Source organism: Rhizobium sp. ZW T2_16 (assembly GCF_044987325.1).
In the GTDB taxonomy this organism is placed as follows: Bacteria; Pseudomonadota; Alphaproteobacteria; order Rhizobiales; family Rhizobiaceae; genus Neorhizobium; species Neorhizobium cellulosilyticum.
In genome coordinates, this window is the sequence record NZ_JBJDRG010000003.1 from 431,194 (window position 1) to 457,347 (window position 26,154).

Annotated in this window: 21 protein-coding genes; 11 read left to right on the forward strand and 10 right to left on the reverse strand. The window is 58.8% G+C overall.

The window, feature by feature from the left end; translation table 11 throughout:
• Positions 1–948, reverse strand: coding sequence for a glycosyltransferase (locus ACI3K0_RS12060; RefSeq protein ID WP_183823796.1), 948 nt, complete (start codon positions 946–948; stop codon positions 1–3).
• Between the two features lie 179 nt (positions 949–1,127).
• Here ACI3K0_RS12060 and ACI3K0_RS12065 point away from each other — a divergent pair, with 179 nt between their 5' ends.
• The 6 genes from ACI3K0_RS12065 (at position 1,128) to ACI3K0_RS12090 (ending at position 9,574) form a co-directional block, all read left to right on the forward strand.
• On the forward strand, positions 1,128–3,011 hold the full coding sequence (locus ACI3K0_RS12065; RefSeq protein WP_183823798.1) for an ABC transporter ATP-binding protein: 1,884 nt from the start codon (positions 1,128–1,130) through the stop codon (positions 3,009–3,011).
• Positions 3,008–4,912, forward strand: coding sequence for an ABC transporter substrate-binding protein (locus ACI3K0_RS12070; RefSeq protein ID WP_183823800.1), 1,905 nt, complete (start codon positions 3,008–3,010; stop codon positions 4,910–4,912). The genes ACI3K0_RS12065 and ACI3K0_RS12070 overlap by 4 nt, the downstream gene beginning before the upstream one ends.
• A complete protein-coding gene (locus tag ACI3K0_RS12075; RefSeq protein ID WP_183823802.1) occupies positions 4,909–5,907 on the forward strand; it encodes an ABC transporter permease in 999 nt (332 codons plus the stop codon). Before ACI3K0_RS12070 ends, ACI3K0_RS12075 begins: the two co-directional genes overlap by 4 nt.
• Entirely contained in the window at positions 5,904–7,079 is a 1,176-nt protein-coding gene (locus ACI3K0_RS12080) for an ABC transporter permease (RefSeq protein WP_148146147.1), read from the forward strand. The genes ACI3K0_RS12075 and ACI3K0_RS12080 overlap by 4 nt, the downstream gene beginning before the upstream one ends.
• Before the next feature lie 105 nt (positions 7,080–7,184).
• Positions 7,185–8,435 carry a glycosyltransferase family 4 protein gene (locus ACI3K0_RS12085; RefSeq protein WP_183824152.1) on the forward strand — a complete coding sequence of 417 codons (1,251 nt, stop codon included), beginning with the start codon at positions 7,185–7,187 and terminating at the stop codon, positions 8,433–8,435.
• Positions 8,432–9,574 (forward strand): glycosyltransferase family protein, encoded by a 1,143-nt coding sequence (locus tag ACI3K0_RS12090; protein ID WP_183823804.1) that lies wholly within the window; start codon positions 8,432–8,434, stop codon positions 9,572–9,574. Before ACI3K0_RS12085 ends, ACI3K0_RS12090 begins: the two co-directional genes overlap by 4 nt.
• Positions 9,575–9,576: 2 nt before the next feature.
• Here the strand turns inward: ACI3K0_RS12090 and ACI3K0_RS12095 are convergent, their stop codons facing one another.
• The 3 genes from ACI3K0_RS12095 to ACI3K0_RS12105 form a co-directional block, all read right to left on the reverse strand.
• Complete coding sequence (locus tag ACI3K0_RS12095; RefSeq protein ID WP_148146295.1) at positions 9,577–10,788, reverse strand: glycosyltransferase family protein; 1,212 nt, start codon at positions 10,786–10,788, stop codon at positions 9,577–9,579.
• Positions 10,789–11,002: 214 nt separating this feature from the next.
• Positions 11,003–12,010: an NAD-dependent epimerase/dehydratase family protein gene (locus ACI3K0_RS12100; protein ID WP_183823806.1), complete on the reverse strand. Its 1,008-nt coding sequence runs from the start codon at positions 12,008–12,010 to the stop codon at positions 11,003–11,005.
• Between the two features lie 61 nt (positions 12,011–12,071).
• Positions 12,072–12,581, reverse strand: a complete 510-nt coding sequence (locus tag ACI3K0_RS12105) for a response regulator (RefSeq protein ID WP_343062436.1) — start codon at positions 12,579–12,581, stop codon at positions 12,072–12,074.
• Positions 12,582–12,744: 163 nt separating this feature from the next.
• On the opposite strand from ACI3K0_RS12105, the gene ACI3K0_RS12110 reads away from it, so the two are divergent.
• Positions 12,745–13,143 (forward strand): DUF1236 domain-containing protein, encoded by a 399-nt coding sequence (locus tag ACI3K0_RS12110; protein WP_148146151.1) that lies wholly within the window; start codon positions 12,745–12,747, stop codon positions 13,141–13,143.
• A 64-nt stretch (positions 13,144–13,207) separates the two neighbouring features.
• On the opposite strand, the gene pncB is transcribed toward ACI3K0_RS12110, so the two are convergent.
• From pncB to ACI3K0_RS12140, 6 genes are all read right to left on the reverse strand, one after another.
• Positions 13,208–14,512: a nicotinate phosphoribosyltransferase gene (gene pncB, locus ACI3K0_RS12115; protein WP_148146152.1), complete on the reverse strand. Its 1,305-nt coding sequence runs from the start codon at positions 14,510–14,512 to the stop codon at positions 13,208–13,210.
• A 156-nt stretch (positions 14,513–14,668) separates the two neighbouring features.
• On the reverse strand, positions 14,669–15,619 hold the full coding sequence (locus tag ACI3K0_RS12120) for a glyoxylate/hydroxypyruvate reductase A (RefSeq protein WP_183823808.1): 951 nt from the start codon (positions 15,617–15,619) through the stop codon (positions 14,669–14,671).
• 17 nt (positions 15,620–15,636) lie between these two features.
• Entirely contained in the window at positions 15,637–17,265 is a 1,629-nt protein-coding gene (locus ACI3K0_RS12125) for an ABC transporter ATP-binding protein (protein ID WP_183823810.1), read from the reverse strand.
• 4 nt (positions 17,266–17,269) lie between these two features.
• Positions 17,270–18,418, reverse strand: coding sequence for an ABC transporter permease (locus ACI3K0_RS12130; protein WP_183823812.1), 1,149 nt, complete (start codon positions 18,416–18,418; stop codon positions 17,270–17,272).
• Positions 18,418–19,500, reverse strand: a complete 1,083-nt coding sequence (locus tag ACI3K0_RS12135) for a microcin C ABC transporter permease YejB (protein WP_183823814.1) — start codon at positions 19,498–19,500, stop codon at positions 18,418–18,420. The genes ACI3K0_RS12130 and ACI3K0_RS12135 overlap by 1 nt, the downstream gene beginning before the upstream one ends.
• A 128-nt stretch (positions 19,501–19,628) precedes the next feature.
• Positions 19,629–21,464 carry an extracellular solute-binding protein gene (locus tag ACI3K0_RS12140; RefSeq protein WP_404945352.1) on the reverse strand — a complete coding sequence of 612 codons (1,836 nt, stop codon included), beginning with the start codon at positions 21,462–21,464 and terminating at the stop codon, positions 19,629–19,631.
• A gap of 177 nt (positions 21,465–21,641) precedes the next feature.
• Here ACI3K0_RS12140 and mepA point away from each other — a divergent pair, with 177 nt between their 5' ends.
• The 4 genes from mepA to ACI3K0_RS12160 all read left to right on the forward strand — a co-directional run bounded on the left by mepA (position 21,642) and on the right by ACI3K0_RS12160 (position 26,138).
• The gene (mepA, locus tag ACI3K0_RS12145; protein WP_183823818.1) at positions 21,642–22,700 is read left to right on the forward strand and encodes a penicillin-insensitive murein endopeptidase; all 1,059 of its coding nucleotides are present in this window, start codon (positions 21,642–21,644) and stop codon (positions 22,698–22,700) included.
• A 117-nt stretch (positions 22,701–22,817) separates the two neighbouring features.
• Positions 22,818–23,195 (forward strand): methylglyoxal synthase, encoded by a 378-nt coding sequence (locus tag ACI3K0_RS12150; RefSeq protein WP_148146159.1) that lies wholly within the window; start codon positions 22,818–22,820, stop codon positions 23,193–23,195.
• A gap of 19 nt (positions 23,196–23,214) precedes the next feature.
• A complete protein-coding gene (locus ACI3K0_RS12155; protein WP_183823820.1) occupies positions 23,215–24,237 on the forward strand; it encodes a glucokinase in 1,023 nt (340 codons plus the stop codon).
• A 119-nt stretch (positions 24,238–24,356) separates the two neighbouring features.
• Positions 24,357–26,138, forward strand: coding sequence for an ABC transporter ATP-binding protein (locus tag ACI3K0_RS12160; RefSeq protein ID WP_183823822.1), 1,782 nt, complete (start codon positions 24,357–24,359; stop codon positions 26,136–26,138).
• Positions 26,139–26,154: the final 16 nt, after the last annotated feature.

The following is a 26,154-nucleotide window of genomic DNA, read 5'->3' on the forward strand; positions in this document are numbered from 1 at the left end:
CTACCAGGGCTTCCAGGGGATAAGCAGACCGTCGGCATCGGCAGCCATCGCCCGAACATCCGGAAGCGATGCTCCATTCGACGCCGGAGGAGCAACGAACCCCGCGCCTGCGAGGTTGACCGGACCGGATCTGGCGACGACGGTGAAGATCAGCGGGCCAGTCGACCACCATGCGGGGGCGTCGTCGAGTTCCTCGATCACCGAGGGCAGTGCATCGCACAATCGTGAGAAGACCGGATTGCCTGCTGGCGTCGCGAGAAAGGAGTTGGCGAAAAGCGTGCTGCCCGCACCGGTATTGCGCGGGATGTCTTCGGCGAAGACAGAGAGGCCGGTTAGCGGCAGGAAATCATGAAAGCTCCCGCGATTGCCGCCCGGATACCAGTCGCAATCGAGATAGATGCCTCCGATATCACGCAGGATCATGTAGCGGGCCACATCCACCGCGCCCGGAAAATCGCCGATACTCAGCATATGTCGAAGCGACGTGTGTCGATCATAACCATTTTCGGCAAGATCGGCTTCGCGCCACAGTTTATGCTGATACCCATTTGCCGCGGCATGCGCTGCCCAGGCGCCAACGGTCGGAGGAACAGGTCTTGAGCCGAGCCATATCTGGTGGATGCATCGCGGCACCGGGACGCGCGACAGCTCGGCCATTGCCGCCTTGTCCTGCGCCGAGAACACGCCGTATCGTGCAAGCTTTTCGGGCGGAGGGACGAGATGGAACTGATAACCGATCCGGGCGACAGCATCGCGTTCGGCTTTTGCCAGCTTCAACAGCGCCGATTGCAGCCGACGCGGCAAACCGAGTGACGTCTGCGCATCGGTTTTGCCGATATCCTGCGCCCGGATTTCCTGCAGCAGGTCACGCGCCGCCTCGAAATCACCTGAGCGGATCAGTGCCTTGGCTTCGCCAAGCATCCTTTTATAGTCTGGTTCGTTAATCATCCGCAGCTATCCGGCAGTCTTCATATGGCATGGACTATCATCATAGCTCTGCGCTACGTTCAATTCCGTTACAGCGTCAACCTGATCAGGTGCCAAACGATGCATTCCGACAAATCTGATTTTGCCGTTATACGGAAATGCGGGGGTCTGCTAAGTGGCACCGTAGGAAAAACTGCCCGATGACGACATTCGTGCCCGATCTGCTGCGGATAGAAAACCTGAGCGTGAGCTTCCCGGTCTTCGGCAGCAGAATTCAAGCCGTCAACAATCTGAGCATGCGGATCAAGCCCGGCAAGGTGACGGCGCTGGTCGGAGAGTCGGGCTCGGGAAAGTCGGTGATCGGCCGCACGATCGTCGGGATCGAAAGTCCCCTCGCATCGATATCGGGCCGCGTGCTGTTCAATGACCCGGAGACCTCGGAAGAACCCGTGGATCTGCTTCAGTTGCCGCAGGACGGACGACAGATCCGCAGCATTCGCGGCAACCGGATCGGGATGATTTTCCAGGAACCGATGACCTCGCTGTCGCCGCTGCACACAATCGGCAACCAGATCGACGAGGCATTGCGGATCCATGATGCGTCGTCACCTGCCGAACAGCGCGAACGGGTCTATGACACGCTGTCCCTCGTCGGGTTCAAGGATCCCGCAAAGGTCCACGCGATGTATCCGTTCGAGCTTTCCGGCGGGATGCGCCAACGCGCAATGATTGCCATGGCGCTTGTCTGTCGCCCTGCCCTTCTGATCGCCGACGAACCGACGACGGCACTCGACGTGACGATCCAGGCGCAGATTCTCAAGCTTTTGCGCGATCTGCAGTCCCGCTTCAACATGGCAATGCTGCTGATCACCCATGATCTCGGCATCGTCACCAATCTTGCGGACGAAGTGGTTGTCGCCTATCGGGGCGAGATCATGGAAGCCGGCACGGTCGACGATATATTCAGGCGGCCCGTCCATCCATACCCGAAGGGACTGATCTCGGCGATCCCGACTTTCGAGATGAAGCGCGACCAGCGTCTGAAGCCGCTGCGCGAAATCGCGGTCGATACGGCCAGCCTGATGGAGACCGGTTATCTCAATTCCGGCGGCTCGCGGACGATCCTCTCGGTCAACCATATCAGCAAGACCTTCAAAGCGAAGAAGCGCAAGCTCGGTAGCCACGAAAGCAATGTGACACTCGCGGTCGATGACGTCAGTTTCGATATCCGGCGCGGTGAAAGCCTCGGGCTTGTCGGCGAAAGCGGTTGCGGCAAGACCACGCTGAGCAAGATACTCATGCGCGGCCTGACCGCCGATACCGGCGCTGTCGTGTTCGAAAGCGAGAAAGGGCCGATCGATGTCCTTTCCGCTCAAGGTGAAGAACTGGACATGCTGCGCCAGCGAATCCAGATGGTTTTCCAGGATCCGATCTCGTCGCTTTCGCCACGCATGACGGTCAGGGAGATTATCGGCGAGGGTCTGGAGATCCATGGTCGCGGTTCGCGCGCCACGCGGCTGGATGCTGTTCGACGGCTGCTGCGCACGATCGGCCTCGACGACAATGCGCTCAGCCGGTACCCGCACAGTTTCTCCGGCGGCCAGCGACAGCGCATCGGTATCGCCCGCGCCCTTGCGCTCGGCCCTGAACTTTTGATCTGCGACGAGCCCGTCTCGGCGCTCGACGTGTCGATCCAGGCGCAGATCCTTAATCTCCTGAAGGATCTCAAGCGCGACCTGGGGCTGACCTACCTGTTCATCTCGCATAACCTTGCGGTAGTGAACTACATGGCGGACCGTGTTGCCGTCATGTATGCGGGACGGATTGTCGAAATCGGTCCTTGCGAGATCATCATGCGCAACCCGACGCATCCCTATACACGACGGCTGATAGCGGCCGTGCCGATCCCCGACCTCGACCGTCCGCTCGATCTCGATTCTCTCGACATTCCGAGAAAGCCGACGCAAGACTGGCACCCCGCCTTCATTCAGGACGAGGGAGAACGGCTGACCCAGATCGACCTAGGTGGCGGGCATTTCGTCCTGGCAAAACCTCAGGTGAACATCAGGGAGCTGCAGCCATGATGAAACGCCGAACCCTGCTCGGTATGATGGCGACCGCGCTTGTTCCCTTCAACGCGAAGGCTGCCTTCACCGGATCGGACTATCTCGCCGACGACATCAAGGCCGGCAAATTGCCGGACGTTGCGGAGCGCTTGCCGCGCAATCCGCGTGTCGTCAATATCGGCGCAAAAAACCTGAAGCCCGGACGTCACGGCGGCGTTGTGCGCATGCTGATCGGCGGTCAGCGCGACATCCGCCTCATGCCGATCAACAGCTATTCACGGCTGGTCGGTTACGACGAGCAACTGAACCTCCAGGCCGATATTCTGGAAAGCTTCACATCGGAAGACGACCGCGTCTTCACCTTCACACTGCGGGAAGGGCACAAGTGGTCGGACGGTTCACCGCTGACGACGGAGGATTTCCGTTACAGCTGGGAAGACGTGATGAACAACAAGGAGCTTCATCGCGGCGGTATTCCAGTGGATCTCAGGGTGAACGGCAAGGGCCCGACTTTCGAGATCCTGGACGAGCGCACGGTAAGATACAGCTGGAATGAGCCCAATCCCGATTTCCTGGCACAGCTAGCGAAACCTTCGCCGCTCGTGATCTACATGCCGTCGGCCTATCTGAGGCAATTCCACCCGCGCTACCAGAGCGCGGACAAGATTGCCGCGATGCTGAAGACATACAAGGCGCAGGATTGGACCGACCTGCACCAGCGAATGTCGCGTACGGTGCGGCCGGAAAACCCCGAACTGCCGACACTCGACCCTTGGTACAACAGCACCAAGCCGCCTGCCGGACAATTCGTCTTTCTGCGCAACCCATTCTTCCATCGTGTCGACGAGAACGGTTTGCAGCTGCCTTACATCGATAAAATGGTGCTGAATGTCAGTGCGCCGGATCTGATCGCCGCAAAAGCAGGCTCGGGTGACAGCGACCTGCAATTCGCCAATGTTGATTTCTCCGACTACACGTTCCTGAAAGCCGCCGAAAAACGCCTGCCGATGAAAGTAGATCTGTGGAAGCGCACGCAGGGTTCCCGCGTGGCGCTGGTTCCCAATCTCAATTGCAAAGACGATGTCTGGCGCGGCCTGTTCCAGGACGTTCGGGTCAGGCGGGCGCTATCTCTGGCGATTGATCGGGAGGAGATCAACAAGGCGGTATTCTTCGGCCTGGCGCATGCGGCCGGGAATTCGGTGCTGCCCGACAGCCCATTGTTCAAGCCGGAGTATGAACAGGCCTGGGCGAACCACGATATCGACATGGCCAACCGGCTGCTGGACGAGGCGGGCCTCGCGAACCGCACGGAGGATGGCTTGAGGCTTCTGCCCGATGGGCGCCCGGCAAAAATCATCGTCGAAAGTGCGGGAGAAAGCACGTTTGAGAGCGACGTCTTGGAACTGATCACCGATCACTGGTCGAAGATCGGCATTGCGATCTTCACCCGCGTGTCGCAACGCGAGATTTTCCGCAAGCGGGTGATCGGCGGCGAGACGCTGATGTGCGTGTGGATGGGTCTCGACAACGGCGTGCCGACGGCCGAGATGTCGCCCAACGAACTGGCGCCGACATTCGACGACCAGATGCAGTGGCCGGTCTGGGGGCTTCATTATCTCTCCGGCGGTCGTGATGGACATCCACCGGATCTTGCCGAGGCCAGGCAGCTTCTCGACCTGCTGAAAGACTGGAAAACAGCCGGAACGCACGAGGAGCGGGAAGCAATCTGGCATTCGATGCTGACCATCTACACACAGGGCGTCTTCACCATCGGCATCGTCAACCAGGCTCTGCAGCCGCTCGTCTATTCTTCGAAACTGCGCAACATTCCCGAGAAGGCCCTGTTCGGCTACGATCCGACATCCTTCCTTGGCGTCTATATGCCTGACACCTTCTGGTATGAGGAGGATCACGCATGATCCGCTACATTCTCTGGCGGATCATGGTGATGATCCCTACCCTGATTCTGATTTCCATGCTCGTCTTCACCATCATCGAGCTGCCGCCGGGCGACTATTTCGAAAGCTATGTCGCCGAGATGCGGGCAATCGGCGAACCGGCCGACATGCAGGAAATCGAGGAATTAAGGGCGCGCTACGGTTTTGACCAGCCGCTGCCGATCCGTTACCTGCATTGGGTGGGCGGCATGATGGTGGGCGATTTCGGCTATTCCTTCGAATACCGCCTGCCCGTCTCGGACGTTGTCGGCGACCGTCTGTGGCTGACCATTCTCGTATCCGTCGTGACGATCATCCTCACTTGGCTGCTGGCCTTCCCGATCGGCATCTATTCCGCCACGCATCAGTATAGCTGGGGCGATTATGGGCTGACGCTTCTCGGCCTTATCGGCCTTGCCGTGCCTAATTTTGTGCTGGCGCTCATCCTGATGTATTTCGCCAACGTCTGGTTCGGCACATCGATCGGCCATCTGATGGACCAGAAATACCTGAACCAGCCGATGAGCTGGGACAAGGCGAAGTCGATCCTCGAACATCTGTGGATCCCAGTGATCATTATCGGCACGGCCGGCACCGCCGGCATGGTGCGCCGGCTGCGCGCCAACCTGCTTGATGAGCTGCGCAAGCAATATGTGATGACGGCGCGGGCGAAGGGGCTTCACCCGTTCAAGGTTCTGACGAAGTATCCGCTGCGCATGTCGCTCAATTTCTTCATCTCGGACATCGGCTCGATCCTGCCACAGATCATTTCAGGAGCGGAAATCACCGCCGTCGTGCTGTCACTCGAGACGACGGGGCCCATGCTGATCAAGGCGCTGCAGACGCAGGACATGTATCTGGCGGGTTCCTTCCTGATGTTCCTTGCCATATTGACCGTGGTCGGGGTGCTGATCTCGGACATCGCGCTTGCACTCTTCGACCCGCGCATTCGCCTTTATGGAGGTCGGACGCGATGAGCATGCAACTGCCACCGGACGGCCAGCCGCTGCCGCATTACGTCAATGAAGCTGCTTTCGATCCATACGCTTTCGATAAGACGGGCGAAGGTGCACCGCTTGCCAAGCGAGCCTCCCAGCTCCGTTTGATGTGGTGGAGGTTCAGGCGGCACAGGTTGGCGCTGTTCTCAGGCATATTCCTGCTGTTCTGCTATCTGTCGATCATCATCGCCGAGTTTCTTGCGCCGTATAATCTCCACACGCGCAACATGGATCACATCTATGCGCCGCCGCAATCGGTGCATCTGTTTCATGACGGGACGTTCGTCGGGCCATTCGTCTACGGCCAGAAGATGACGCTGGACATGGAGAACCTGAGGCGCGTCTACACCGACGATCCCAACCAGGTGCAGCGGCTCCGCTTCTTCTGCAAGGGCGATCCCTACAAATTCTGGGGCCTCATTTCCGCAGAGCGACATCTCGTCTGCCCGGCTGAAGGCGGCCAGATGTTCCTGTTCGGCACCGACCGGCTCGGACGGGACGTCATGTCCCGGGTCATCTATGGCGCACGGATTTCGCTGACGATTGGTCTTCTCGGCATCACCACCAGCTTCGTGCTGGGCATCCTGATCGGCGGGCTTGCAGGCTATTGGGGCGGCAAGTTCGATCTTGTGGTGCAGCGCATCATCGAAGTACTGCAGTCGATCCCGAGCATTCCGCTATGGCTGGCGCTTGCCGCGATCATGCCGGTGGATTGGAGCCCGTTCGTCATCTATCTCGGCATTACCTTCATCCTGGGGCTTCTGGACTGGACAGGGCTTGCGCGCGCGGTGCGATCCAAGCTGCTGGCGCTTCGGGAGGAAGACTATGTGATGGCGGCGCAATTGATGGGGGCCAATCACTGGCGTGTCATCGGCCGGCATCTCATTCCCGGTTTCATGTCGCACCTGATCGCCAGCGCGACGCTGACCATTCCCGGCATGATCCTCGGCGAGACGACATTGAGCTTTCTCGGGCTCGGCCTCAGGCCACCGGTCACGAGCTGGGGCGTGCTTCTGACCGAAGCGCGGACGGTCAATGTCGTGGCGCTTTATCCCTGGCTGCTCATCCCGGTGATCCCGGTCATCCTGGTCATCCTCGCATTCAATTTCTTAGGCGATGGCTTGCGTGACGCGGCGGACCCCTATCACTGACTTGCGCGCATAAAAGCGGGCGGATACTGGTTTTGCCGGCCGAACCCTGGATGAGGGATCGACCGGCAAAGACCGCAAGGAACGACGTTGAACATACCGAACAAGATGGTCGTGCTGCTTAAAGGCTATCCGCGCCTTTCAGAGACCTTTATCGCGCAGGAACTGCGCGGTCTGGAACTCGCCGGCTTCAAGCTGGAACTGATGTCGATGCGCCGACCGACCGACAAGAAGCGGCATCCGGTACATGACGAGATCGAGGCGCCCGTCCACTATCTACCTGAATATCTGCACGAAGAGCCTCTGCGGGTCGTCAAGGCCTTTTTCCACTGGTTCGGCAAGCCATCCTTCCGGGCGGCTGCCAAAGCATTTCTGAAAGACCTGCCGCGCGACATAAGCCGCAACCGTTTTCGCCGCTTCGGCCAGGCGCTGGTGCTTGCCCGCGAATGGCCTAAAGGGGCGGACTGGCTGCATGTGCATTTCATCCACACACCGGCTTCGGTCGCCCGTTATGCATCGCAGTTGCTTGGCATACCCTTCACCGTTTCCGCCCATGCCAAGGATATCTGGACGAGCCCAGACTGGGAGCTTTCCGACAAGCTCGATGATGCAAGCTGGACGGTGACCTGCACCCGCGGCGGCGCCGATCACCTGCGCACACTCTCAGAGAACGCCGGCAAGGTGCATCTCAGCTATCATGGCCTGAACCTCAGCCGTTTTCCCTCGCCGGATCGCGCAGCTGCGACGCGCGATGGCTCCAATCCGAATGATCCCATTACGATACTGGCTGTCGGCCGTGCCGTGCCGAAAAAGGGCTTTGATATCCTGCTCAAGGCGCTAGCCCTGCTTCCAGCCGACCTTCACTGGCGGCTCGATCACGTCGGCGGCGGTGATGAGCTGAAGGTGCTGAAGCCGCTTGCGGAAGAACTCGGGCTTGCCGGCCGCGTCAGCTGGCATGGGGCGATGTCGCAGCAGGAAGTGCTGCAGCGTTACGGCGAGGCCGACATATTCGCCCTGCCCTGCCGCATTGGCAAGGATGGCGATCGCGACGGATTGCCGAATGTTCTGGTCGAGGCGGCCAGCCAGCGGATCCTCTGCATCTCGACAACGATTTCCGGCATTCCGGAACTGTTCGTCGATCAGGAGAACGGCCTATTGGTCGAACCGGAAGACACATTGGCGCTCGCCAAAGCGCTCGAAACTGCCATCCGCAACCCATCGGAACGGGATCGCATGGCCAGGAATGCGGAAGCGAAGGTCCGTGGTCATTTCGACCACAAGACCAGCATATCGGATCTGGAGAGATTGTTCTCAGCCGCCTATTCGACACTCGCCAACAAGGAGCCCTCGCAGCCATGACATCACCGCGCGTGCTCTTCTATGTTCAGCATCTGCTGGGGATCGGCCATATCGCTCGGGCAAGCCTCGTTGCGTCGGCTCTTGCCGAGGATGGCTTTGAGGTGACGATGGTAACCGGTGGACTGCCCGTGCCCGGTTTTCCGGGACCGGGCATCAACCATGTTCGACTGATGCCGGAGGTCACGTCTCGCGAAGGGTTCTCAGGCCTGCAGGACATAGATGGAGCAACGCTCGGGCCTGAGGGAGAGCGCCAGCGCATGGAGCAGTTGCTGGCGGTTCTTGGCGACACGAAGCCGGATATTGTCATCACCGAAGCATTCCCGTTCGGACGACGGCAGATGCGCTTCGAGCTTCTGCCGTTTCTCGATGCGATCATGACGATGCGCCCGAGGCCGCTGCTCTTTGCCTCGATCCGCGATATCCTGCAAGTGAACAAGAAGCCTGGGCGTGACGAGGAAACGGTTGCGCTGGTCAGGCAACATTTCCATCGCGTGCTCGTGCATGGCGATAGAAACCTGACACGGATCGAAGACACGTTTCCGCTTGCAGGCGAGATCGCGGACAAGGTGCTCTATACTGGTCTCGTTGCACCTGCAGCCCCTGTTCCCTCGCTCGAAAAATACCGGGTGGTGGTTTCCGCCGGTGGTGGAGCAGTGGGACAGAAACTGCTGAGTGCCGCCGTTGCTGCTCGCGACCTGATCTCCGCGCCCGGCCGCTGGTGCGTGATTACCGGACCGAACCTCGATGCGGCAAGCTTCGACAGTCTTGCCTCGAAGGGCGGCGGCGAGATGGATGTGTTTCGCTTCAGGAGCGATTTCCGGCAGTTGCTTGGCAGTGCCGAGCTTTCGATCTCACAGGCGGGCTATAATACCGTCTGCGACGTGCTGAGAGCCGGCTGCGGGTCGCTGCTTGTGCCTTTTGCGGCTGGCGGCGAGACGGAACAGACGGCGCGCGCAGTAAAGCTGCGGGAACTCGGGCTGGCGGAATTCATCGAGGAAGCGGCAATCACACCAGACTTGGTGGCAAGCGGAATCGGCAAGGCCCTTGCGCAACGTGGCAAGGCCCATCTGGACCTGAACATGGATGGAGCACGTGAAACGGCGCGGCTGCTACGCCGCGAAATCAACCGCGAGAGCTGATTTCAGCTCTCGACGGCGGTAAGATAATCGGGACGCTTTCCCTGCAGGTATTCCTGGACGATGGCAGAAAGATTGGGCAGACCTTCAAGGCGATAATCCGGCGCCGTTGCAGATGGCGGGTCCCGCAGCAGCAGTTCCTTGATCGCCGCAGAGAGCCGCATCCCATCCGAAGAATGATCGGGATGCAGCATGGCAACCAGTCCAAGTTCCGTGGCACGCATTGCGCGGATCAACTGCTCCTGCCTCGGCACCATGCGGGGAATAATCAGCGCCGGCTTATCGAAGGACAGAATTTCGCAATAGGTGTTATAACCGCCCATGGCAACGATCGCACGCGCATTGGCGATCAGGTCTTCCATGCGGTTATCGAATTCGATGACCTCAAGACAGTTATGCGAAGCGGCTGCCTGTTTCAGCGTTTCGCGCTGCTCGCCGGGCATGTAAGGGCCAAGCACGATCAGGGCTTTTTCTGTCAGATCCGGATCGGCCTGATACGCATTTATTACGTCGCGAACGAGTTCATACCCGTCACCGCCGCCGCCAGTAGTCACCAGAATATAATCGCCATCCCGCTTCGGCAGAGCCGTCGCGCGGCTTTTCCATGCCTTTCGCTGCAGGAAGCCGACGAAGGTCATCTTGCGACGTAATGATGGCGGCACATCGAGCCCGGTGAGTGGATCGTGGAAATCCGGAGGGCCGTAGACCCATACGTGATCGTAGAGCTGATCGATCTTCGCCATCACATCGTTGCGCCGCCATTCGGCATCAAGAAGATGCGGCGCATCCATGACGTCACGTAGGCCAAGCACGAGAAGCGTGCCGCGGCTCTTGAGATAAACGAGCGTGTCTTCCACTTCGCGCCGAAGACCGAGCGGCTCCTTGTCGACGATGAAGATATCCGGTTGGAAGGATTCCGCCGTCTGGCGAATGATCGCCTGACGCATTTCCAGCGTTTCCTCCAGATTGATGTGCTCATCCATCGACGTGTAGTCGCCGTTGCGCAGCTTGATCACGCTCGGGATCTTCACGTAGTCGACGCGCGAGCGATAATCGAAGGCACCGGCAATCGTTGCGCCGGAAATGATCAGGACATGCGCGCCCTGAAAGGTTTCGACCAGGTGATTGGCGATCGTCATGCAGCGGCGAATATGGCCTAGCCCAAACGTATCGTGGCTATACATGAGAATGCGGGCATCTCTGAAACCCTGTGACATGCCCTTGACCTTAGGTAACATCTGAATTGTCTTTCCCGGCAACATAAAGTCTTTCAAAAGCGAAGCCAAGTCAGGCCGAGGCCGCAGCTAAGGGATCTCACGGACCCTGTCTTGAACGATATGCGCTTCGAACTTGGGAGTTATCGCTTGAGGCACAAGCCCTATCCTGAAGACGTGATGCGTCGTTATCCCTCAGGCCTGCTATCGCCCACGCTCAATCGATTTCGGACCGATGCTCCATATACCAGCGGACGAAAGCATCGACACCTTCATCCAATCCGGTTTCCGGCTTACGCCCAGTCAGCGCCAGCAGAAGGTCTGGGCTGGCGAATGTGCGCGGCACATCGCCTTTCTGCATCGGCAGCATCTTGCGCCTTGCCGGCTTGCCCATGGTCTTTTCGATAACCTCGATAAAATCGAGAAGCCCGACCGGCTGACCGCCGCCAAGATTGACTGTACGGAACGGTCCTTGCTCCGAAAGCGTATCGATATCAGCAACACGGTTCGATTCGGATGGAGCAACCATGGACAAATCAATGATCGAATCGACGAGATCGTCGATATAGGTGAAGTCACGGCTCATCTTGCCTTCGCCGTAGATCTCTATTTCCTGATCGTCGAGCATCGCCTTGACGAACTTGAACAGCGCCATGTCCGGCCGGCCCCAGGGACCATAAACCGTGAAGAAACGGAAAGCCGTCGTCGGAACCTTGTAGAGATGGGCGTAGCTATGAGCCATCACCTCCATGGACTTCTTGCTGGCAGCATAGAAAGTCAGAGGTTCGTCAGCCTTGTCTGTTTCCCGGAACGGAATGCCCGGATTGGCACCGTAGACGGAAGAGGTGGACGCCAACATCAGGTGTCCGACACCGACTTCTCGGGCGATCTCAAGAATGTTCCACGAGCCGATGAGGTTCGAGTCGAGATAGGCCTTTGGATTTTCGAGGCTGTAACGAACACCTGCCTGAGCTGCCAGATGAACGATAACGTCCGGATTGAAGCCCTTGACCGCTCCTTCAAGCAAAGCTCTGTCTTCCAGCATGCCCTGTACGAAGCGGAAGGAAGGAAACTGTGCCAGCCCGGCATTGCGGGCCTCCTTCAGGCGCAGGCTGTAATAGGCCGTCATCCCGTCAAAGCCGACAACCTCGTGACCATCCTGCAAAAGCTTGCGCGCCAGATGAAACCCGATGAAGCCCGCCGTACCGGTGATGAAATAACGCATGTCCGCTTCCGCTGTTGATGGGGATCACATACCCAACCAAACGGGTCGAAGCAACGAGCCGCTAATGGAAAAGCCTGAGGCGCGCCGGTGGAACGCCGGGTTTGCCATTTTTGCGATCGACAGCAAACTGGATGAGATCCATCGAAGCCTGGTCGGTGAGAGGCTTGGCCATGACGCCGACAACACCGTTCACACCAGAAGCCACTACGCCTGGGTTTCCGGTGATCATGATGACGACAATACCGTATTCGGCCAAGACCTTGGCGATCTCCGGCCCCGTCTCGCCATCGGCAAGCCGCACGTCGACGAAAGCGATATCCGTGTCACGCGTGTAGTTGAGCGCCACCTTCATATCAGGCGCGATGCCAACCACATCATGTCCACTACGCTGAACTGCCTCCTCTATGTCCATGGCGACTAGCAGGCTGTCTTCGACAATCAGAAAGCGATATTCCACGCGCATTCTCCTATCACTCAAGCGGCAAATAGTCGGCGCTTGCCGCTTGGCAATAGGTATCTTAGAGATCACGGTCATTTTTAGGGGCGTGGTTAAGCCTTTGAACCTCGGCATTTTTGCGCGTCAGACCCGTATACGACGATCCAGCAAGGAGCCAGAAGACGGCGACTGAGTGATCGCCAAATATTTCAGAGACGGGCGAAAGGTGAGGAAGCATCCGGAACCGTTTTATCGACAAGCGGGTTCTCTTGCCGGAAGTCAAAAGAGGAGAAGAACCATGAAAAATATCATTCTTGCTTCCTGCGCAATCTTCGCTGCAACCTTTGCAGGCCAAGCTTATGCACAACAGAGCACGGTGACCGGCGCAGCCGGTGGTGCCGTGACCGGAGCTGTGGTGGGTGGTCCCGTCGGTGCCGCGGTGGGCGGTGTTGTCGGTGCCATCGCCGGCACGGCAATCGATCCGCCGCCACGCGAAGTTGTTACCTATGTTGAACAGCAGCCCGCACCAACCACGGCCGTGACCGTGGAACAGCCGATCGCCGTTGGAAAGCCGGTTCCCGAAACCGTTGTGCTAACCCCGGTTCCAAGCAACACCCGATATGCCTATACGGTGGTCAACAATCAGCGCGTGATCGTCGATCCGCAGACCCATACCGTGGTGCAGATTATCAAGTAACGCCCACAATGCGAAAGCCCCGCTTCATATGCGGGGCTTTTCAATTACACCGCCAAACGAGATCTCAGACCACCAGCGTTTGGCTGATCCTATCCTCTTCGCCGAACAGGCGGAGGTAGCGTTGCACTTCCTTCGCGTCGCCGGTCGCCTTCTGCGGATTGTCCGAAAGCTTAACGGCGGGGCGACCATTGGCTTCGCTGACCTTGCAGACGACCGAGATCGGTTTCAATCCGTTGATCTCGGTTGGCGCGCACCCGGCAAAGTCGTTGGTAAGGTTGGTGCCCCAGCCGAAGCTCATGCGAACTCGGCCCTCGAAATGCTTGTAGGTTTGAATGATCGCATCGACATCGAGGCCGTCTGAAAAGATCAGCAGCTTTTCCTTCGGGTCGCGGCCGACCTTCTTCCACCAGTCGATGATCTTTTCGCCGCCTTCGATCGGCGGGGCACTGTCGGGGCGGAAGCCTGTCCAGTCTGCGACCCAGTCCGGCGCATCCCGCAGAAACGCGGCAGTACCGAAAGCATCCGGCAAAACGATCAGCAGATTGCCGTGATAAAGCCGGTTCCAGTCCTTCAGTACCTGATAGGGGGAGTTGCGCAGCTCTTCATCCGTCTGCGCCAAGGCGGCTGCGACCATCGGCAGCTCGTGTGCATTGGTGCCGACAGCTTCCAGATCGCTGTCCATAGCAAGCAATACGTTGCTGGTACCGGTAAATCCGCTGCCGATGCCTTCCTTCAAGGCCTCGACGCACCAGCGCTGCCACAGGAAGCTGTGGCGACGGCGGGTGCCGAAATCGGAAATGCGCAGGCCGGGCAACTCCCGCAGGCGCTGAACCTTTTCCCACATCCTGGCCTTGGCACGAGCATAAATCACATCGAGCGTGAAGTAACCGAGCGAGCGCATGGCCGTGCGGGAACGCATCTCGTTGATGATTGCCAGCGCCGGAATTTCCCACATCGTGGTATCCATCCACTTGCCATGGAAATTCAGCTCGTATTGCCCATTGCGCTTGGACAATTCGTATTCCGGCAGCTTGTAGTTGGAAAGCCAGGTGAGGAATTCGGGTTCGAAGATCTGGTTGCGGCCATAAAACGTGTTACCCGCCAGCCAGATCATCTCCTTCTTGGAGAGACTAACCGTGCGGGCGTGGTCAAGTTGCTCCCGCAGGGCACCTTCATCGATCTCTTCCGCCAGTTTCACGCTGGTGGTGCGATTGATCACGGAGAATGTCGCGTCGACGTCCGGATAAAGCTTCCAGATCATCTGTAACATCAAAAGTTTGTAAAAGTCGGTGTCGATCAGACTGCGGATGATCGGATCGAGCTTCCAGCTGTGGTTATACACCCTGGTTGCGATATCGGTCTTGGTCATGCCTGCCCCTGTCCCGGTCCCCTGTGACCGGTCGGCCTCACTCGCTATAGAGGCAAGCTAACGATCCTACCTCCCGGCAGCTTTATCGTGAAAAAAATCGATTAAGTCCAGACGCAGTTCAACTGTCGCGGTACTGCCGAAAACAAACCGGAAGCTTCAGTAACCCGTCGTCCTGTCGACGACGTGCTGTAGCGGCTCTCCTCTTTCGAAACGCTCCATCTGAACTTCCGCATTGCGGAGCAAGGCCCGGATATCGGACGCAGAAGCAGCATGCGGCGTCACGATTACATCGTCCATGGACCAGAAACGGCTGTCCGGCGACAACGGCTCCTGCTCGAAGACGTCGAGAGACGCGCCGCCCAAGGTCTTGGCGTCGAGAGCCGCGACGAGATCCTTCTCCACCTGGCTACCGCCGCGCCCGGCATTGATGAAGACTGGCGCTCCGAGCGCGCCTTTTCGGCATAGCTTGGAAAAGAGCGACGCATTGAAGATGCCGCGCGTCTCGTCCGTCAGCGGCAAGAGCCCGACGAGAATGTCGGTGCGGGCCAGAAAGGCATCGAGTTGCGACGCATCGTAGGTCTCGATACCCTCGATCGTCTTCTTCGTCCGCGACCAGCCGATGACGTTGAAACCCATGATCTTCAGTTTGCGGACACTATCTTGGCCAAGCACGCCTAACCCCATGACACCGACGGTCAGGTCCTTCGCTTCAGGCTGGTGCAATTCCTTCCAGATGCGCGAGCGTTGCTGAACGGCATAGGCCGGAGCTTGACGCAGATGGCTGAGGCATTGAAGCACGACCCACTCGCTCATGCGGGTGGTAAGGCTCTCATCGACGAAACGGACGATCGGGATATCCGGCAGGCCGGGCGTGGCGAGGATGGAATCGACGCCGGCGCCGCCGGAAAACAGCACTTTCAGATTGGGGGCGCGATGGAAAAGATCCAGATCCGGTTTCCAGAGAAAAGCATAGCTTGCGTTGGAAAGATCCGCCGACTTGTCCGAGGCGTGCAGGACCTGGCGTCCGGCGAGTGCGCCGACCAGAGCCTGATCCACATCACGGCGTTCGAATTTCAGGTCGATAACGACAGAACCTTTTTCAGACAAAGCTATTCCCACTTTTGTTATTGGCCGACGGCCCCGTTTTCGACCGCCTCGATATTGAAAGCCGCAGCCATAAGCGCCTTGGTATAATCTTCCTTCGGCGCGCGGAAGATTTGTTCGGACGGACCTTCCTCGACCACCTTTCCGGTGCGCATGACGATAACGTGGTTGGCGAGTGCCTTCACCACTTTCAGGTCATGGCTGATGAAGAGATAGGCGAGATCATGCTTGGCCTGCAGATCGCGCAGAAGGTCGACGACCTGCGCCTGCACCGTCATGTCGAGCGCCGAGGTCGGCTCGTCCAGCATGACGAAACGGGGTTTCAGCACCATGGCGCGGGCAATTGCGATACGCTGCCGCTGGCCGCCGGAAAATTCATGCGGGTAACGCCAGCGGGTTTCGGGATCGAGGCCGACTTCCTGCAGCGCCCAGGCAACACGTTGATCGCGCTCGTCTGCTGACAGCTGCCGCTCGTGGACCTTCAGGCCTTCGGCGATGATCTCTCCCACCGGCATACGGGGACTGAGCGAACCGAAGGGATCCTGAAACACCACCTGCAAGCGATTGCGATAGGGCAGCATCTGTTTGAAGGAATGGCCGTTGATCGCATCGCCGATGAAGACGATCCTCCCTTCCGAGGCGATCAGCCTTGCCAGCGCCAGACCGAGCGTCGTCTTGCCGGAGCCGGATTCGCCGACAATGCCGAGCGTTTCGCCGGCACGCAGCGTCAGATCCACGCCATCGACCGCCTTCACGTGATCCACCACTCTACGCATGAATCCGGCCTTGATCGGAAACCAGACACGCAGATCCTTGGCTTCCATGACGACCGGATGGCTCGGATCGGCTGCCGGTGGTTCGCCTCTCGGTTCGGAACTGAGAAGATGTTGGGTATAGGGATGCTGCGGGTGCTCGAAGACATCTGTGACTGAGCCCTCCTCGACGATCTTGCCCTTGGTCATGACACAGACGCGATCGGCGAATTTGCGGACGATGCCGAGATCGTGGGTGATGAACAGCATGGACATGCCATGCTCGCCCTTCAGCTTGCGCAAAAGCTCTAGAATCTGTGCCTGAACCGTCACATCCAGAGCGGTTGTCGGCTCGTCGGCGATCAGAAGCTTCGGCCGGTTGGCGAGCGCCATGGCGATCATGACACGCTGGCGCTGGCCGCCGGAGAGTTCGTGCGGATAGGCGGTCAGGCGCTTTTCCGGCTCGCGGATGCCGACCTGGTTGAGCAGCTCCAATATGCGGCTGCGGGCGGCGCTACCCACCATCGCCTGGTGCATTTCCAAAATCTCGCCGATCTGCTTCTCGATCGTGTGCAGCGGATTGAGCGATGTCATAGGCTCCTGAAAGATCATCGTGATGTCATTGCCGCGCACATTGCGCAGCTCCGCTTCCGATGCTTTCAGAAGATCCTTGCCCTGAAACAGGATTTCACCAGAAGGGTGGCTTGCGGCCGGATAGGGCAGAAGCTTGAGGATCGAATTGGCCGAGACAGATTTGCCGGAGCCGGATTCGCCGACCAGAGCCAGGACTTCACCCGGCCTTATATCGAACGACACGTGATCGACGGCGAGCGTTTCCCTATCGCCCTGATGAAAGGCGACGGACAGATCACGAACGGAAAGGAGGGCGTCTGTCATCATATCACCGGAACGTCTTGCGGGGGTCGAAGGCATCACGCACCGCCTCGCCAATGAAGATCAGCAGCGATAGCATGATCGACATGGTGAAGAAGGCCGTCAGGCCGAGCCAGGGCGCTTGCAGGTTGTTCTTACCCTGGGCGATCATTTCTCCCAGCGACGGCGAGCCGGGCGGCATGCCGAAGCCGAGGAAATCCAGAGACGTAAGCGTGGCGATCGAACCCGACAGGATGAAGGGCAGGAAGGTGAGCGTCGCCACCATCGCGTTGGGCAGGAGGTGGCGATACATGATCGTCCAGTTGCCGACGCCGAGCGCACGGGCCGCACGCACATATTCGAAGTTACGGGCGCGCAAGAACTCCGCCCTGACCACGCCGACGAGGCTGACCCAGGAGAAAAGCAGCAATATGCCGAGCAGGATGAAGAAGCCGGGCGGCAAGATCGAGGCGATGATCAGCAGGATATAAAGGACCGGCATTGCCGACCAGATCTCGATGAAACGCTGCATCAGAAGATCGGTCCAGCCACCGAAATAACCCTGCACGGCACCGGCTCCGACGCCGATGATGGCCGAGCAGATGGTGAGTGCCAGGCCGAAAAGTACGGAGATGCGGAAACCGTAGATCATCCGGGCCATGACATCACGCGCCTGATCGTCGGTGCCGAGCCAGTTCATGTTGCCGAGAATGCAGTTGGGGTCCTGATCGCCTTGCGGATAGGCCTTGCAGCGATCGGCCTTGGCCATCAGCCAGAAGGGTTCGGTCGGGGCGGAATGGGGGATCTGCGAATTGACCGTCTGATAGGAATAGCGGATCGGCGGCCAGATCATCCAGCCATTGGCATTGATCTCTTCCTGGATGAAGTCCGATCGATAGTCCGTCGTCGCGAGGAAGCCGGCGAACTTTTCCTCCGGGTAATCGACCAGAACCGGATAGAGGATCTCGCCCTTATAAGAGGCGACGATCGGCCGGTCATTGGCGATGAATTCGGCAAACAGGCTGAGCGTGAAGAGGACCAGAAAAATCCAAAAGGACCAGAAACCGCGCTTGTTTGCCTTGAAATTGGCGAGCCGGCGCTTGCTGGTCGGCGACAGGAAGGGGCGCTTGGCGGGCGGCGCTGCCGCGATCGGCGTGGTGACGGAAGTTGCGTTCATCAGACGTCCCTCCGCTCGAAATCGATGCGCGGGTCGATCCAGGTATAGATCAGGTCGGAGATCAGGTTCACGACGAGGCCCATCAGCGAGAAGATGAAGAGCGTGCCGAAGACGATCGGATAATCACGATTGACGATGGAGAGATAACCGAGCCTTCCCAGCCCATCGAGCGAGAATATGTTCTCGATCAGCAGCGAGCCGGTGAAGAAGGCGGAGATGAAGGCGCCCGGAAAACCGGCGATGACGATCAGCATGGCGTTGCGGAAGACGTGCCCGTAGAGAACCTGCCGTTCGTTGAGGCCCTTGGCGCGCGCCGTCGTGACATATTGTTTCTTGATCTCGTCGATGAAGGAGTTTTTCGTCAGCAGCGTCGTGGTGGCAAAGGCCGAGAGCGACATGGCGATCAGCGGCAGGGTGAGGTGCCAGAAATAGTCGCCGATCTTCTGATACCACGCGAGATCGTCGAAATTGTCGGAGACGAGGCCACGCAGCGGGAACCAGTCAAAGAAGGAACCGCCGGCGAAAAGGACGATCAGCAGGATGCCGAAGAGGAAGCTCGGCACCGCATAACCGACGATGATGACGCCCGAGGTCCAGATATCGAAGCTCGACCCGTCCTTGACCGCCTTGCGGATGCCGAGCGGGATAGAAATCAGATAGGAGACGATCAGGATCCAGAAGCCGAGCGAGATAGAGACCGGCAGCTTGTCGATGATCAGGTCGATGACCGGCGTGTTGCGGAAGAAGCTCTCGCCGAAATCGAAGCGGATATAGTTCCACATCATGTCGAGGAAACGCGTTAGCGGCGGCTTGTCGAAACCGAACTGCTGCTCGAGCTTCTTGATGAATTCCGGATCGAGCCCTTGGGCGCCGCGGTAATTCGATTCAGAGCTTATGCCCTGAGCCGACAGATCGTTGCTGGCTCCCGACAGGCGGTCACCTGAATCCTGCCCCTGGACCTGAGCGATGATCTGCTCGACCGGCCCGCCCGGCGCAAACTGCACGACAAGGAAGGAAATAGCCATGATGCCGACAATGGTCGGGATCATCAGCAGCAAGCGGCGTAGAATATATGCGCCCATCAGGACACCTTGCCGAACGTTTCGGGCATATCACCGCGGGTCTGCGCAACGATCAAGCGGGCTTCCTTCATCTCTAGGCGAATCAATCCGGCCATTTGGAACAGTTGCCCCTTCAAGGTGCAAGCATCTTACTTACCGGGCTGTTTGGCAAACCATGCTTCGGGGAAAGCGGTGCCGTATTCCGGCAGCTTTTCCGGATGCGCGATCCGGTTCCAATAGGCGATCTTTTCCTCGCCGGAATAGAACATCGGCACGACATAGTGGTTGGCGAGCAGCACGCGGTCCATGGCCTTGATCGCCGCCACCTGTTCCTCGCGGCTTGGAGGGAAGACGATCTTGCGAATCAAGATGTCGACGGCAGGATCGGCGATCCCGGCATAGTTGCGCGATCCCTGACGATCGACTGATGCCGAACCCCAATAGTCGTTCTGTTCGTTGCCGGGGTTCATCGTCTGCGCCCAGACACCGAAAATGATGTCGTAGTCGAAGCTGCGGACACGGTTGATATATTGTGAGGCGTCCACTGTGCGGATGCGTGCATCGATACCTATTTTCTTGAGGCTGTTGATATAGGGAGTGACAGTCCGCTCCTGACCGGCATTGCTCAGCAGGATTTCAAACCCCAGGGGCTGGCCGGTCTTGCTGTTGACCATGCGGTTGCCCTTCAACTCGTAGCCAGCCTGCTTAAGCAGACCAACTGCGGTGCGAAGGTTGTCGCGCACCTTGTTCGGATCGCCATTGACCGGGTTTGCGTAGGGTTTGGTGAAGACTTCCGGCGGGACCTTGTCCTTCAGTTCATTGAGGATTTCGAGCTCCTTGCCCTCAGGCAGGCCGGAGGACGCAAGCTCCGTGCCCCAGAAGAAACTGTCGACCCGTTTCAGGCCACCAAAGGCCAGGTTCTTGTTGAGGTCCTCGAAATCATAGGCGTAATTCAAGGCCTCACGGACCCGCGCATCCTTGAAGATGTCGCGGCGCATGTTCGGCACGAATGCCTGCATCACGCCGACAGCCCTGAATGGGTTCGTCAGCGCCTCCTTCGTCACCCGGCCGTCCTTGACTGCGTCGAAATCATAGCGGGTCGCCCAGCGGCTGGAGCTGTTTTCCTGCCGGTAGTCGACATTGCCGGCCCGGAACGCCTCAAACTGCACGTCGGTGTCGGAGAAATAGGTGTAGCTGATGGTACGGAAATTATACTGGCCGCGGTTGATTGGCAGGTCCTTGCCCCAATAGTCGTCGCGCAGCTCATAGCGAATGCCCGATCCGGGCTGAACCGAAGCAACCTTGTAGGGGCCGGACGCCATCGGCACTTCCAGCGACGTGCGCGAAATATCGCGCGCCTTACCCTGGCTGTCGGTCCCTTCCCACCAATGTTTCGGCAGGATCGGGAAATCGCCTACGATCGAGGGTAGTTCCTTGTTGTTCTTCTCATCGAAGCGGAAGGTCACTTCGCGATCACCGGTCTTTTCCGCTCCGGTCACATGGCGATAGTAACCGGAATAAAAGGCACTGTGCTGTTTGAGCATATTCAGGCTGAAGACGACGTCTTCCGGGGTCACCGGCTGACCGTCGGCCCATTTGGCTTCCGGCCGCAGTCGGAAGGTCACTGACGACATGTCGTCAGGGTAGGCAACGGCTTCAGCCAATAGGCCGTAGGTGCCGAAGACCTCGTCTTCCGAACGCTTCATCAACGTTTCGAAGATCATCGTCACGCTGGAAGCGATGGCGCCCCTGTCAATTACCGGATTGAGGTTGTCGAACGTGCCCTCTTGGGCAAGCTTGAGTTCGCCTTGCTTGGGGGCGTTTACATCGACATAGGGAAGCGCCTGGAAATCTGCTGGCAATTGCGGCTCGCGGACCACGGCCATGCCGTAACGCCATTTCGGCTCATCGGCCATCGCCCATGGCGCCATGAATGACGCTGCCAATGCGACAACAAGACCTTTGCGGAGCCGGGCCAAATCCATGCTTTTCCCTTTGTGGTTTTGATTTGTTGCACCGAAGCATAGGGCAAAAGAGGGCGAAAAACAGGAGGAGCCGCTCACAAGCAATTTATCGCCCGCAGCCGCCGGGCGAGATCTCCATTTCACCAAAGTCTCATTCCAGACTAAACTGGCGATAAAAGTGATTTGCGGCGGAAGTTCATGAAATCGATTTCGAAGATGGTCCTCGGACTGGCGGCGACGGCTCTGTTATGCGGTTCCATCACGGATCCATCGATGGCGCAGGACGGTACGCCGGCCAAGCAGCTCTTCGGCGCGGTGAAATTGCCGAACGCTGCGTCGCCGGCACCTCTCGGCTTCTACGCCAAGGGCTGCATGTCCGGTGCCGTCGCACTACCGACGGACGGCCCGACATGGCAGGCCATGCGCCTTTCGCGCAATCGGCGCTGGGGCAACCCGGCAATGATCGATCTGCTCGAACAGTTTTCCCGCGATGCCGCAAGCCTCGGCTGGGGGACCGGCATTCTGGTCGGTGATATTTCCCAGCCTCGCGGCGGCCCGATGATAAATGGCCATGCCTCGCACCAGATCGGGCTCGATGCGGATGTCTGGTTCACACCGAAACCGGCCCAGCCGATGAGCGTGCAGCAGCGGGAAGACCTTCCGTTCACCTCGATGCTGGACAAGAGCAAGTTCCTGACTGTCGATTCGCGCAAGTGGACGAACACGCATGCTCGCCTGGTTATGCAGGCAGCAAGCTATCCCCAGGTACAGCGGGTTTTCGTCAACCCGGCCATCAAGAAGAAGCTTTGCCAGACCTGGACCGGCGACCGAAGCCTGCTCGGCAAGGTGCGGCCGGTCTACGGACATGACGAGCATTTTCATATCCGCATGAACTGCCCGCCGGGTGCAACAGGCTGCGAACGGCAGGCGGCAACGCCTGTCACCGACGATTGCGACAGCAAGGCGCTCGCATGGTGGTTCACCAAGGAACCATGGGCGCCGCCGAAGCCTGCCGACCCCGACAAGAAGCCGGTCAAGCCGCGCCAGGTCATGCTGTCGGACCTGCCAAAGGCCTGTTCTGCAGTGCTTGCCGGCGCGTCTCGCTCCGAAGCCGACGCGACCTTCGGGGGCCAGCCTGTGGCCTATTCGAGCCAGCCTTCCGTGCCTCAAGCCGTCGATCAGATGGATGCGATCAGCTCCAATCCGGCCAATGTTCCGGCAGACATACCGTTGCCACGCGAGCGGCCTTTCCGTTAAGCCCGTTTGGCATCCGTAAGCTGCAGCGACAACGCCGAGCCTTCCCTTATCGGCAACGGCACGATAGAAAGCCAAGGCAAATTAAGGTGGCCTGCAAAGGCCCGATGGAGGAATGCCTTGGAATCGGCCAAGCCGTGCATCGCGCTCATCGCGCATGATCTGAAAAAAGACGACATGGCGGATTTTGCCCGCCAACGCCAGACGGCATTATCGAAGTTTCGCATCGTCGCAACGGGAACGACCGGCGGCCGCGTGCAGGAAGCTGCTCCAGGTCTCGATGTTACGCGACTGAAAAGCGGGCCGCTGGGCGGCGATCAGCAGATCGGTGCGATGATCGCAACCGGCGAGGTCAGCATGCTGGTCTTTTTCATCGATCCGCTCTCCGCACTTCCGCACGATGTCGACGTCAAGGCGCTTACGCGGCTTGCAACCGTCTATGACATCCCGATGGCGCTCAATCGCGCCACTGCAGAACATCTCATCGACTTTCAGTAATCCGCGAGATCCGCTCCCCATGGCCAATGTTCATTCCGAGGCACTGCCCTTTCCTATCCTGATCGGAGATATCGGCGGCACCAATGCCCGCTTCTCCATTCTTGTCGATGCCGAAAGCAAGGCAACGGACTTCGTCCATGTGCAGACGGCGGATTACGAAACGATCGACGATGCGATCGTCGACAAGGTCTTCAACAATCCCGAGCTTGCCAAGCCGCGTTCGGCAATCCTTGCCATTGCCGGTCCGGTCGACGGCGACGAAATCGATCTGACCAATTGCGACTGGATCGTTCGGCCGAAGAAAATGATCGGCGAACTCGGCTTTGACGCGGTGCTCGTCCTCAACGACTTCGAGGCTCAGGCGCTCGCAGTTGCCAGCTTGACCGATAGCGACCGCGAGCAGATCGGCCCGAATGCGCCTGCCGTCGATGCAACACGGGTCGTACTTGGCCCCGGCACTGGTCTTGGCGTTGCAGGCCTGCTTCACGCCCAGGACACTTGGTTTCCCGTGCCGGGTGAAGGCGGCCATGTCGATATCGGCCCGCGCACACCGCGCGATCTCGAGATCTTTCCGCATCTCGTCACCATCGAGGGGCGTGTCTCGGCCGAGGAAATCATTTCCGGACGCGGCCTCCTGCATATCTACAATGCGGTCTGCGCGGCTGGCAGCGTTACACCGAGCGTCAGCCAGCCCAAGGATGTGACCGAAGAGGGTCTGAACGGGAAGAACGCCCAGGCTGCGGAGGCACTCGAACTGTTCGTGACCTATCTCGGCCGTCTCGCCGGCGATCTGGCCCTCATCTTCATGGCGCGCGGCGGCGTTTTCCTTGGTGGCGGGATTTCGCCAAAAATCCTGCCTGAGCTGAAGAAACCCGCCTTCCGGGCGGCTTTCGAGGACAAGGCACCGCATAAGGAACTGATGGAGACAATCCCGACTTTTGTCGTGACGCATCCGCAGGCAGCGCTCGCCGGCCTTGCCAGCTATGCCCGCACGCCCGCCTCTTATGGTATTGCTACCGAGGGGCGCTGCTGGCGTCGGTGAATGCCGGAAAGTCACACCATTAACGAATCCGGCAAGGTCGGCTGGCAAAACCAAGCCTAAGGGGTTAACAAGCCCCTTCTTGAGACTGCGCAGTGATACTGCCGAATTGGGACTTTCCATTGAAGGCTGAAAAAGAAAAAAAACGTCACGTTGATTCCAGCACCGTCGTCAGCGTGCTGAAGCGTATCATTTCGGAAAACGGCCGCGACCATATCCGTGGATATGTATTTGCGATCAGCTGTCTGATTGTCGTGGCGCTTTCAACCGCATTTACCGCCTGGATCATGGAGAAGGTTGTAAACGAGGCATTTGCCAATCGTCGCGCAGATATCGTCTGGCTGATATGCGGCTCTATCCTTGCTGCTTTCGTGCTGCGCGGTTTCGCCACCTATGGCCAAGCGGTTGCACTGTCGAAGATTAGCAACAATATCGTGGCGCGTTATCAGCGCCGGCTATACAGCCACATGATGTCGCTCTCGGTCGGCTTCTTCTCGGAAGCCCGTTCCGCGCATCTGGCGGCACAGATCAGCCAGAACATTTCGGGCATCCGCGATGTGATGAACCTGACGGTCACCTCGACAGCACGCGATCTCCTGACGCTCGTCTCGCTTGTCGGCGTTATGATTTCCAAGGACTGGGTTCTATCGCTGATCGTCTTTGCCGTCGCGCCGCCGCTCCTTTATGCGCTCCGTTATGTGTCTCGCCGACTTCGACTGGCGACCAGGGAGTCGATCGAGATCAACAGCCGCGTTCTTGGCGCCATGCAGGAAACGGTGCAGGGCATTGCGGTGGTGAAGGCCTTCACTATGGAGCAGGAGCTCGAGAAGAAGGTCAACAAGATCATCCAGACGGCTGAGGCCCGCTCCAACCGCATCGCGCGGCTTTCCGAGCGCACCTCGCCGCTGACGGAAACCTTTGCCGGCTTTTCCATCGCGAGCGTGCTGGCCTATGCCGCATTCCGTTCGATCTACGACAACGTGCCGCCAGGGGCTTTCTTCGCCTTCGTCACCGCCTTGCTGTTGGCCTATGATCCGGCACGCCGGCTTGCCAAGCTGCAGGTGCAGATGGACCGCGCCGTGGTCAACGCGCAGATGATCTATGCCCTTCTCGATCTGCAGCCCGCGCAACGCGAAAAGCCCGGCGCACCTGCTCTTGCGATCACCGAGGCCAAGGTCGAACTCAAGGATGTCGTTTTTTCCTATGCGACAGGTTCACCGATCCTTCGCGGAGTGAGCCTTGTCGCCGAAGGCGGCAAAACGACTGCGCTTGTCGGACCTTCAGGTGCCGGCAAATCGACCATTATCAACCTCATTCCGCGCTTCTACGATCCGGCGGAAGGCGAGATCCTGATCGACGGACAAAATATCGCCGACGTTACGAAATCCTCGCTTCGCCACCAGCTCGCTTATGTCTCGCAACAGCCCTACATGTTCGAAGGCTCGATCCGCGACAACATCCGATACGGACGTCCGGACGCAACCGACGAAGAGGTCGAGGAGGCAGCGAAGCTCGCGCACGCGCATGAATTCATCATTGCCCAGTCCGAAGGCTATGACACATCGGTCGGCGAAAACGGTGTGACGCTTTCCGGCGGCCAGCGGCAGAGGCTTTCGATCGCCCGCGCACTGGTGCGCAACGCGCCGATCCTACTGCTCGACGAGGCGACATCGGCGCTCGACAACGAGTCGGAGGCCGCCGTGCAGAAGGCGCTCGACACGGCCATGCGCGGCCGCACCGTGATCGTCATTGCGCACCGGCTGTCGACCGTCGTAAACGCCGACAAGATCGTGGTGATGCAGGAAGGCCGCGTTGTCGAGGAAGGCACTCATGATGACCTTGCCCAGCGCAAGAACGGCCTCTACGCTCGGCTCAACAATCTGCAATCGCCGGAACATCATTAAGCAGGAACAGGCAGGA